Raw genomic sequence first — 9336 nt, 5'->3', positions numbered from 1 at the left:
GTAAAATCGTCTGGTCCAACCCGGAACGCTTCTCAGTCTGGTCAGGTGCTCTGGCCACTGCCTCTGACGTTGTGTTCTACGGTACGCTGGAAGGTTACCTGAAAGCGGTTGATGCCCAAACCGGTCGCGAGCTGTTCCGCTTCAAGACCCCATCCGGCATCATCGGTAACGTCAACACTTACAAGCATGATGGTAAGCAGTACATCTCCATCCTGTCTGGTGTTGGTGGTTGGGCTGGTATCGGTATGGCGATCCCAAGCCTGGAAAGCGACTCAGATGGTCTGGGCGCAGTCGGTGCATACAAGTCACTGTCTAGCTGGACTAACCTGGGTGGTGTGCTGAGCGTATTCAGCCTGTAAGACCAAGACCCAATTCGATTAAGTCATTAATCGAACAAGTCTGACAAAAGGCCCGGCATCGAAGGATGTCGGGTCTTTTTTTATGTAAAAAAAAGCCGGGCAGAAGCCCGGCTAAAAAATCCTGGCATCGGGAATGCGGATGCCAAAACGAGAGAGATATATTTGAAGCTGAAATATATCAGGTTCATATTCTATTGATGAGTGGGCCAGAAAACTTGAGTAAAACAACCTGATAATCAGGGTGTTTTTTCCCTTAAAGCATAGAGAAGAATTTCCCGCCAGCAAAAATCAGACACGATAAACAGGGACGAATTAAGCGTCAAAACCGCTCCCGGACTGGGTTTTGTTCAAACTGTTAATTCAGGAAAATCCTGAACAGCAAGGCGAGGATTCCTGACGTCGCTTGTTTGAGAGCTGTGTAGCATTTAAGCGTCACCTGAATAGGTCGGGTGACCAATGTTTCTAAAAAATTTAGAGAGGATATAACTATGTGGACTAAACCTGAATACTCAGATATGCGTTTTGGTTTTGAAGTAACCATGTACATCTGCAACCGTTAATAGCGGTTATTGATGTATGCTCGGGGTCCCTGTGGCCCCGGGCAACGTTAAACCCAATCCCATTCACCGAGTGTGATTCGGTTTAGCAGAAGGATAGAGGCATTTATGTTTGTACATGTATTAGGGTCAGGCGCAGGTGGTGGTTTTCCGCAGTGGAACTGCAATTGCGCTAACTGCAAGGGCTTAAGAGAGGGTACGATTAAAGCCAGCCCCCGAACCCAGTCATCAATTGCAGTGAGCGCCAACGGCACTGACTGGATTTTGTTCAACACGTCACCCGATATCAAAAAACAACTGGATGACTTCCCGGCCCTGCAACCGGCACGTGAGGTGCGTGACACCGCGATTACCGCAATTGTAATCACGGATGCTCAGATCGATCACAGCACAGGCATGCTGACGCTGCGTGAACATAACAAGCCCTGGGAGGTTTATACCACTAAAGCGGTTTATGAAGATTTGACTACCGGTTTTCCGGTTTTCAACATTCTGGGGCACTTCCGGGGCATTAATCATCACGAAATCGCAACCGATCAGTCGTCTTTCACCATCCCCACTGCTGAGGGTTTGGTGTTTACCGCTGTGCCATTGAAAAGTGAGGCACCGCCATATTCACCACATCGTCACAATACGGTGCCCGGCGACAATATCGGCATGAAAATCGAAGACACCCGCACCGGTAGAAACCTTTTCTACGCCCCGGGCCTGGGCGTAGCCGAACCCCACGTCCTGGAATACATGAGTAATGCAGATGCTATTCTGGTAGATGGCACTGTCTGGACTGATGATGAAATGTCCAATGAAGGTATTAGCGACAAGCGTGCGCAAGAGATGGGGCATTTAGACCAGTCCAGCGAGGGCGGTATCATGAGCTTGCTCAACGCCATGCAGAAACCACGCAAGATCCTGATTCATATCAACAATACCAATCCGATCCTGAATGAAGAATCGGAACAACGGCAGATTCTGAATAAAGCCGGTATCGAAGTCGCCTACGACGGCATGGATATCGAACTGTAATTACTGCCATCAGATTAAAGAGAGGAAAAGAGCATGTCAGACAAACCCGCCCCATGGTCCCGTGAAGAATTCGAACAGAAACTGCGCGATAAAGAAGCGCTGTATCACATCAACCATCCTTTTCATAAGTTGATGCACACGGGTAAGCTGAACCAGAAACAGGTTCAGGGCTGGGTTGCCAACCGTTTCTACTACCAGACTGCCATTCCTATCAAGGATGCGGCGATCATGGCTAACTGTGAAGATGCTGAAGTGCGCAAACACTGGGTACAGCGCATTCTGGATCATGATGGTTACGAAGGTCAGGAAGGGGGTATTGAGGCCTGGTTGCAATTGGGGGAATCCGTTGGCCTGAGCCGTGAAGAACTCTGGTCATACGAGCATGTCTTACCCGGTGTAAGGTTCGCGATTGATGCTTACGTCAATTTTGCCCGCCGCGCGCCCTGGCAGGAAGCAGCCGGTTCCTCACTCACAGAACTGTTTGCGCCGAAAATTCACCAGGCCCGTCTCGACAACTGGCCGGAACTGTATCCCTGGATTGATGAGCGCGGTTACCGCTACTTCCGTAAGCGCCTGAGCGAAGCCAGACGTGATGTCGAACACGGCTTACAGATTACATTGGATTACTGCGACACCCGCGAAAAGCAGCAACGTGCCGTTGACCTGCTGCAATTCAAACTCGACATCCTATGGACGATGCTGGATGCCATGTGGATGGCCTATATCGAAAACCGTCCGCCCTATTGCATGGACGTGGAAGTGGAAAAATGACACAACCGAAATTCAACGCTGACACAGTGCCGGTTCTGGCACTGGGTTACCGATTCCAGTGGGAACCGGCACAGGACTGTTATGTCCTGCTCTACCCTGAAGGTATGGTGAAACTGAATCCTGCTGCCGGTGAGATTCTCAAGCGTGTCAGCGAGAAAAAACAAACCGTAGGCGAACTCATCGCTGAGCTCAAAGCTGCCTTTAACGGTGCGGAATTGGACGATGACGTCTATCAGTTTTTGGAGGAAGCTCATGACAACGACTGGATCAGAGCAGAATAAAGCCCCGGGTAGCACCGGCGGTGAAATGGGCCTCAATTCCCAGAATCATATCCGACAACCACTCTGGCTGCTGGCTGAGCTCACTTACGCCTGTCCCTTGCAGTGCCCATACTGCTCCAACCCGATGGACTTCGCCCAAATCAAGAGCGAGCTGACGACGGAAGAGTGGGTTAATGTGTTCAAGCAGGCCCGCGCAATGGGGGCAACCCAACTGGGCCTGTCTGGAGGTGAACCGCTGACACGGCCCGATATTCTGGAGCTGATCCAGGAAGCGCGTAACCTGGGCTTTTACACTAACCTGATTACATCCGGCATCGGTCTGGATGCGTCCAAAGCGCAGGCCTTCAAAGACGCTGGTCTGGATCATATTCAGGTCAGCTTTCAGGCGAGCTCGGAAGATTTGAATAACCTGATAGCGGGGACCGACGCGTTTCAGCATAAAATCGATATGGCCCGAGCTGTTAAAGCTGCCGGCTACCCGATGGTGCTGTGTTTTGTGACCCACCGCCAGAATATTGATCAGCTGGATGAAATACTGGATCTTGCTATCAACCTGGAAGCGGATTATGTGGAACTGGCGACTACCCAGTATTACGGCTGGGCCATGCACAACCGCGATCAGCTGATGCCGCTGAAGGAACAGCTTGAGCGTGCAGAAGCGACCGCGCACCGTTACCAGGAAGAACAGAAAGGCAACATGAAAATTTATTACGTGGTGCCCGACTATTTCGAAGAACGCCCCAAAGCCTGTATGAACGGTTGGGGCAATGTATTTCTGACAATCACCCCTGATGGTACTGCGCTGCCTTGTCATGCGGCACGTGATCTGCCCGGTATGGAACTACCCAATGTGCGGGATCTGAGCATTCGCGAAATATGGGAAGACTCCAATGACTTCAACCGCTTCCGCGGCTTCGACTGGATGAAAGAGCCCTGCCGCAGCTGTGATGAGCGTTTCAAGGATTTCGGCGGCTGTCGCTGTCAGGCTTACATGCTTACTGGCGATCCGGCCATGGCCGATCCCGTATGTAGCAAGTCGCCTGATCACCATCTGATACTGGAAGCGATTGAACGTGGCAGGGAGGAGGCCGCTAAACCGGCTCAGGAATCCAAACCTTTAGTCTTCAGAAATCCAAAAAATTCAAAAGAAATCAGTGGCTTCTAAATTCGCGATTCGCGCCAGCGGCCTGACCAAACGCTATGGTCAGGCCGTTGTCGTTAATAACCTCGATTTAACCATCCAGTCCGGTCAGTTCTATGGCCTGCTTGGCCCCAATGGCGCGGGTAAAAGTACGACCATTCATATGTTGACCACGATGACGTCGCCGACTTCAGGTGAGGCCTTTATCGCGGATAAATCGGTAGTGGAACAGCCGGTGGCCATTCGAGGTACCGTGGGGCTGGTGTTTCAGGATTCCGCACTCGACCGGATGATGACGGTCGATGAAAATCTGCAGTTTGCGGCGGCGCTCTACAATCTCAAACCTGTCCAGGCCAATGAGCGAATTGATGAACTCCTGTCGATATTCGGTTTGCAGAAAAAACGGCATATGAAGCTGGTTGCTCTATCCGGTGGCCAGCGCCGCGCAGTAGATATTGCCCGCGGCGTGTTGCACAAACCTAAAGTCCTGTTTCTGGATGAACCCACTATCGGTCTCGATTTGCCAAACCGTCGTGCGATCTGGCGGTTTGTCGAGCAACTGCGCAAGGAAGAGGGCATGACCGTGTTCCTCACCACCCACTATCTGGAAGAAGCCGTGGCCTGTGATCGTGTGGATTTTATCCAGAAAGGTGAGTTGCAGTATGGTGGTGCACCCAATGCGCTGATTCGCGATCTCGCGGCTTATATTCTGGAGATTGATTGTGCCGATACTGAGGCTGTAAACAAGGCACTGAGCCCTGAGTACGGTCAGCCTATCTGGGAAGATGAACATCTGACTTATCGGGTTAAAGACAAAAATGTCGATTTCACCCAATTGCAGCAGTCGCTGGGTGATGCCGTAATTTCATTGCAGTGGCGCAAACCCAATCTGAATGATGTATATCTGTGGACGGTGTGTCCTCCTGAGACCGGAGTCGTGACATGAAGAACTGGTTAGCCGTCAAAGCTGTCGCCGGACGAGAATTAAGCAAAGTCTTCCGTCAGCGGGGACGGCTTATCAGCAGCATGGTCAGGCCGCTGATCTGGCTGCTGGTGATCGGTAGTGGTGTCGGCAGTATGCTGCAGGGCGGTCAACAGGAAGGTTACCTCGGTTTTCTGGTTCCTGGTATTGTTGCGATGACCCTGCTGTTTGCCGCTTTACTGTCGGCATTAACCCTGGTGTATGACAAAGAATTCGGCGTCATGCGGATGATGATGATTGCGCCCATTGAGCATTACTGGATTGTGATCGCCAAGCTGATAGCTGCGACTATTATCGCCATGGTGCAGGCTTTTATGCTGCTGGTGATACTGGTCCTCATCGGGCTTATTGACTGGAACATCGCTTTATTACTGCTGATACCGGCGTTTGCGACGGCTATTTGTTGCGCAGCGATTGGCGGGTTAATCGCTGCCTGGTCCAAAACACTGGATAACTTTGCCGTGATTATGAATTTCTTTATCTTTCCGCTGTTCTTTTTGAGTGGTGCGCTGTATCCGGTGTCACAACTACCGGCGCTACTCAAATATGTGGTGCTGATCAACCCTTTCAGTTATGGCGTTGATCTGATGAAACACGCGGTGCCGGCAGCAGCGAGTGATTTCTCAGTGTTGACAGACATTGCCGTGCTGGGAGGATTTTCGATGCTGGCTATAGTGATTGCCTGCTGGCGTTTCTCGCGTGAGTCTGTACACGAACCCCTGTTTCACCGAGTCACTGGCAAAAAGCCCTGATACCGCTTTAGAGTGAGTCTAAAAGCCGATCTGCGGTTGTCTCGGACGTGTCTTGTCACTGCTTGCAGCTATATAAGAAAGCACTTATCCTAGCCACTCGACCCCGCGTTAGCACAGGAGTAGTCAGTGAGCGAGCAAGATAAAGCCCATTTTAATATGGTCCATCAGCAACTGCGGCCGAATGAGGTGGCTGATGCCCGCGTGCTAGAGGTCATCTCAACTATCCCTCGTGACAAGTTTCTGCCGCCGTCTCTGAGAGGGCTTGCTTACGCAGACGTGCAATTGCCAATAGGCTGCGGTCAGACCATGCTGCCGCCGATGGTGGAAGGCAGGATCTTACAGGCACTGGCTCTGAAAGGGGATGAGTCTGTGCTCGAAGTTGGCACCGGTTCTGGCTATTTCACCGCCTTACTCGCCAGACTTTCTGGCAAGGTGATCAGTGTCGATTATTTTGAAGAACTCTCCCGTCAGGCACACGAGCGCCTGTTGGATCTTGATATACATAATGTCGATTTCCAGGTGGGCGATGCAGCTAAATCCTGGCCTTTAGCTGAGCGGGTGGATGTGATTGTGATTAGCGCGGCAGTCATTAGCATACCGGATGACTATCTCAACCAACTCAAAGTGGGAGGTCGGCTGCTGGCTGTTGTCGGCAAGCCACCGGCGATGTCGGTACAATTAGTGCAGCGGATCAATGAACGGGAATGGCAGACACGATCACTGTTTGAAACCGTTATTCCTGCCATGCTCCACGCTGAACCCAAAGCGGAATTTGAATTCTGAAATACTGAGAAAACCATGAAACAAATGAATGCAACTGACCTGCAGGCGCTACTGCAGAGTGGTGTAAAACCTTTACTGATTGATGTGCGGGAGCCGCATGAACTGGCTAATGGTGTGATTGATGGCGCCATCCATATCCCGATGAATGATATGCCGGGTCGACTGGAAGAGTTTGCTTCCTATAAAGATCAAACTGTCGTGTTGATTTGCCGCAGTGGTAAACGCAGCGCACAGGTTGGTCAGTTTATGGAACATGTGGGCTTCACAGACGTCATTAATCTGGATGGTGGTATGAACGACTGGGCAAGTCAGGTTGATACCAGCATGACAGTCTACTAGGCAGCTTGTTATAACGACAAGGACTACTGTGTCGTGATCAATACGTTGTTCTGTGTTTGGCACTGTCCTCATTTCCAGCTAACATACCGACTGGTCGGTTTGTTAAAATCAGCGATGAATTAAATGCCTTAAATCCTATAGATGCACACAAACATCGCAATGCCAAAGGAAGGAACATGAAAAAACTCGCATTAAGCGCCATGCTGGCATCCGCCATCATGTCACCCCAGGTCTGGGCCGAGGACCTGATCGATGTATTCACCCTGTCGCTGAAAAGTGATCCGCAGTTACTGGCTGAAGCGGCATCGCGCCAGGCTGTAGGCGAACTGGATGACCAGGCACTGGCAAACTTTCTGCCGCAGGTTGACTTAACGGCAAATACCAACAAAACCCGGGTTGATGCCTCAGCACAGAATTTTATTGGTGGTAAGACCGAATACAACGATCATGGCTACTCACTGAGCCTGGTTCAGCCGGTTTATCGGCGTCAGAATTTTGTTCAAAGCAATCTGGCTGATATTGCCATTGAGGGGGCTGCGGCCAGCTATGCTGTGGTCGAGCAGACCCTGATCGTGCGGGTGGCGGAACGCTATTTCGGGGTGCTGGGCGCAGAAGATGATCTGACTTTCGCGCTGGCCGAAAAAGAGGCGATCGCCAAGCAGCTTGAACAGATACAGCAACGCTTTGATGTGGGCATGGCGACGATTACCGACGTAACCGAAGCGCAGGCCGCATTCGACTTGGCCAGTGCTGCTGTGATTGAAGCTGAAAACGCACTGGCCAACGCCAACGAACAACTGCGTGAGACCACCGGCACCTATGTAGAAAATTTAGCTGAACTGGAGACGGAATCACCGTTGGTCAGTCCCGAACCAGCCAGTATAGATGAATGGAGTCAGACAGCTTTACAACAGAATCCTGCGCTGATGGTGGCCAGGAGCAATGTCGATAATGCGGAACAGACAATCGAATTGCAGAAAAGTGGCCATTACCCCAGCCTGGATCTGGTGGCGCAGAAAAATTACAGCTCCCAGAGCGATGGTAACTTCAGCGGCAGCACTAAAACCCACACCGACATTATCGGCCTGCAGGTGAATGTGCCCATCTACGAAGGGGGGGCTGTGGTATCACGAACTCGTGAAGCCGCCTACCGACTCGACGAAGCGATGCAGAACGAGGAAGAACAACGGCGTCTTATCACCCGCCAGACCCGTGAGTCATTCAATGGGGTGATATCGGGAATCAGTCGGGTGAAAGCCCTGAAACAGGCGGTTATCTCCAATGAGAAAGCCCTGGAATCGACCCAGGCAGGCTATGAAGTCGGCACCCGGACCACGGTCGATGTACTCGACGCTCGTCGTAACCTGTTCAGTGCCCGCCGCGATTACGCCCGTTCGCGTTATGACTACATTCTGGATACCTTGCGTCTGAAACAGGCGGCCGGTATCGTCACGGTTGAGGATTTACAACAGATCAACACTTGGCTGGGGGCGTAGCATGGAAATCAATATGTCGATTGCAGACAGCGATAACAGTTTGCTGATGGTGATCGATATTCAGGAAAAACTGACCGCGGCCATGCCTCAGGGTGTGCGTGATCGTGTGGTCGAACAGGTGGAAGTCCTGCTTACTGCAGCGCAGGCGCTGTCGGTGCCAGTGGTTGCCACAGAGCAGTATCCCAAGGGGCTGGGGCCTCTGGAAGCCCCAATCCGAAGCAAATTACCGGCCGACACAGCGGTGATTGAAAAGACCAGGTTTTCTTCCGCGAAAGTCGAGGCCGTTAATCAGTTTCTGCAGCAAAGTGATCGCAAACAAGTTTTCCTGACCGGTATGGAAACCCACATTTGTATTTTACAAACGGCGCTGGATTTGCTCAAACAGGGCTATGAGGTGTTTGTGATAGAAGATGCGGTCAGCTCACGCGCCAAGGGTAACCAGTTCAATGCCCTGCAGAGGATGCGGCTGGCTGGTGCGGTGATCACTAATGTCGAGTCGGTTTTGTTCGAGTGGCTGGGCGATGCTGCGCACCCGGAATTCAGGGCGCTCGCCAAGCTGATTGTTTAGCGTTTAACGCCGTATCCGCTTTTCACGCCGCTGCTGGCAATTCTCCAGTGTCTGCTGACGGGCTTCAGTGTCCATTGTTTCCCAGCCGATAATTTCATCAATCGAGCGAAAACAGCCGCGGCAGATTTCACGTTCATCAAGACCGCATTTACGAATACAGGGGCTGGGTACAAATTCTGGCTGGTTCATGAGCCTTATTTTATCTGTTTAATGCTTCATTGGATAAGAGAAGTATCAATAGCGCGGCGCTTGCACAAAATAATTTGCCTGTCATTGCGAGCATA

13 protein-coding genes are annotated in these 9336 nt (G+C 51.4%); 12 read left to right on the top strand and 1 reads right to left on the bottom strand.

The window, feature by feature from the left end; all coding sequences use genetic code 11:
* The 12 genes from OMQ46_RS11425 to OMQ46_RS11370 all read left to right on the top strand — a co-directional run.
* On the top strand, nt 1-359 hold a 359-nt coding region (locus tag OMQ46_RS11425; protein ID WP_323135158.1), incomplete at its 5' end, for a PQQ-binding-like beta-propeller repeat protein.
* 488 nt (nt 360-847) lie between these two features.
* Nucleotides 848-919: a pyrroloquinoline quinone precursor peptide PqqA gene (gene pqqA / locus OMQ46_RS11420; protein ID WP_081443609.1), complete on the top strand. Its 72-nt coding sequence runs from the start codon at nt 848-850 to the stop codon at nt 917-919.
* 105 nt (nt 920-1024) lie between these two features.
* Nucleotides 1025-1939, top strand: a complete 915-nt coding sequence (gene pqqB, locus OMQ46_RS11415) for a pyrroloquinoline quinone biosynthesis protein PqqB (protein WP_266237038.1) — start codon at nt 1025-1027, stop codon at nt 1937-1939.
* 33 nt (nt 1940-1972) lie between these two features.
* Entirely contained in the window at nt 1973-2710 is a 738-nt protein-coding gene (gene pqqC, locus OMQ46_RS11410; protein WP_266237037.1) for a pyrroloquinoline-quinone synthase PqqC, read from the top strand.
* On the top strand, nt 2707-2991 hold the full coding sequence (pqqD, locus tag OMQ46_RS11405; protein ID WP_266237036.1) for a pyrroloquinoline quinone biosynthesis peptide chaperone PqqD: 285 nt from the start codon (nt 2707-2709) through the stop codon (nt 2989-2991). The genes pqqC and pqqD overlap by 4 nt, the downstream gene beginning before the upstream one ends.
* Nucleotides 2963-4156, top strand: a complete 1194-nt coding sequence (gene pqqE / locus OMQ46_RS11400) for a pyrroloquinoline quinone biosynthesis protein PqqE (RefSeq protein ID WP_266237035.1) — start codon at nt 2963-2965, stop codon at nt 4154-4156. The genes pqqD and pqqE overlap by 29 nt, the downstream gene beginning before the upstream one ends.
* Nucleotides 4146-5078: an ABC transporter ATP-binding protein gene (locus tag OMQ46_RS11395; RefSeq protein WP_266237034.1), complete on the top strand. Its 933-nt coding sequence runs from the start codon at nt 4146-4148 to the stop codon at nt 5076-5078. Before pqqE ends, OMQ46_RS11395 begins: the two co-directional genes overlap by 11 nt.
* Nucleotides 5075-5866, top strand: a complete 792-nt coding sequence (locus OMQ46_RS11390; RefSeq protein ID WP_266237033.1) for an ABC transporter permease — start codon at nt 5075-5077, stop codon at nt 5864-5866. The genes OMQ46_RS11395 and OMQ46_RS11390 overlap by 4 nt, the downstream gene beginning before the upstream one ends.
* Nucleotides 5867-5992: 126 nt before the next feature.
* On the top strand, nt 5993-6649 hold the full coding sequence (locus tag OMQ46_RS11385) for a protein-L-isoaspartate O-methyltransferase family protein (protein WP_266237032.1): 657 nt from the start codon (nt 5993-5995) through the stop codon (nt 6647-6649).
* Nucleotides 6650-6664: 15 nt separating this feature from the next.
* The gene (locus tag OMQ46_RS11380) at nt 6665-6988 is read left to right on the top strand and encodes a rhodanese-like domain-containing protein (protein ID WP_266237030.1); all 324 of its coding nucleotides are present in this window, start codon (nt 6665-6667) and stop codon (nt 6986-6988) included.
* Between the two features lie 176 nt (nt 6989-7164).
* The gene (locus OMQ46_RS11375; RefSeq protein ID WP_266237029.1) at nt 7165-8484 is read left to right on the top strand and encodes a TolC family outer membrane protein; all 1320 of its coding nucleotides are present in this window, start codon (nt 7165-7167) and stop codon (nt 8482-8484) included.
* Nucleotide 8485: 1 nt separating this feature from the next.
* Complete coding sequence (locus OMQ46_RS11370; RefSeq protein ID WP_266237028.1) at nt 8486-9052, top strand: hydrolase; 567 nt, start codon at nt 8486-8488, stop codon at nt 9050-9052.
* 3 nt (nt 9053-9055) lie between these two features.
* On the opposite strand, the gene OMQ46_RS11365 is transcribed toward OMQ46_RS11370, so the two are convergent.
* Complete coding sequence (locus tag OMQ46_RS11365) at nt 9056-9241, bottom strand: DUF1289 domain-containing protein (RefSeq protein ID WP_266237027.1); 186 nt, start codon at nt 9239-9241, stop codon at nt 9056-9058.
* Nucleotides 9242-9336 lie beyond the last annotated feature (95 nt).

It is taken from the genome of Methylophaga sp. OBS1, assembly GCF_026319365.1.
The sequence above is the reverse complement of the archived record's forward strand: the minus strand, read 5'-3'. Positions and strand labels throughout refer to the sequence as shown.

Excerpts from the sequence above, each read along its gene's own strand:
- OMQ46_RS11365 (WP_266237027.1), bottom strand. The coding sequence starts at position 9,241 with ATGAACCAGCCAGAATTTGTACCCAGCCCCTGTATTCGTAAATGCGGT.
- OMQ46_RS11375 (WP_266237029.1), top strand. The coding sequence starts at position 7,165 with ATGAAAAAACTCGCATTAAGCGCCATGCTGGCATCCGCCATCATGTCA.
- pqqD (WP_266237036.1), top strand. The coding sequence starts at position 2,707 with ATGACACAACCGAAATTCAACGCTGACACAGTGCCGGTTCTGGCACTG.
- pqqB (WP_266237038.1), top strand. The coding sequence starts at position 1,025 with ATGTTTGTACATGTATTAGGGTCAGGCGCAGGTGGTGGTTTTCCGCAG.
- OMQ46_RS11370 (WP_266237028.1), top strand. The coding sequence starts at position 8,486 with ATGGAAATCAATATGTCGATTGCAGACAGCGATAACAGTTTGCTGATG.
- pqqE (WP_266237035.1), top strand. The coding sequence starts at position 2,963 with ATGACAACGACTGGATCAGAGCAGAATAAAGCCCCGGGTAGCACCGGC.
- OMQ46_RS11380 (WP_266237030.1), top strand. The coding sequence starts at position 6,665 with ATGAAACAAATGAATGCAACTGACCTGCAGGCGCTACTGCAGAGTGGT.
- OMQ46_RS11390 (WP_266237033.1), top strand. The coding sequence starts at position 5,075 with ATGAAGAACTGGTTAGCCGTCAAAGCTGTCGCCGGACGAGAATTAAGC.
- pqqC (WP_266237037.1), top strand. The coding sequence starts at position 1,973 with ATGTCAGACAAACCCGCCCCATGGTCCCGTGAAGAATTCGAACAGAAA.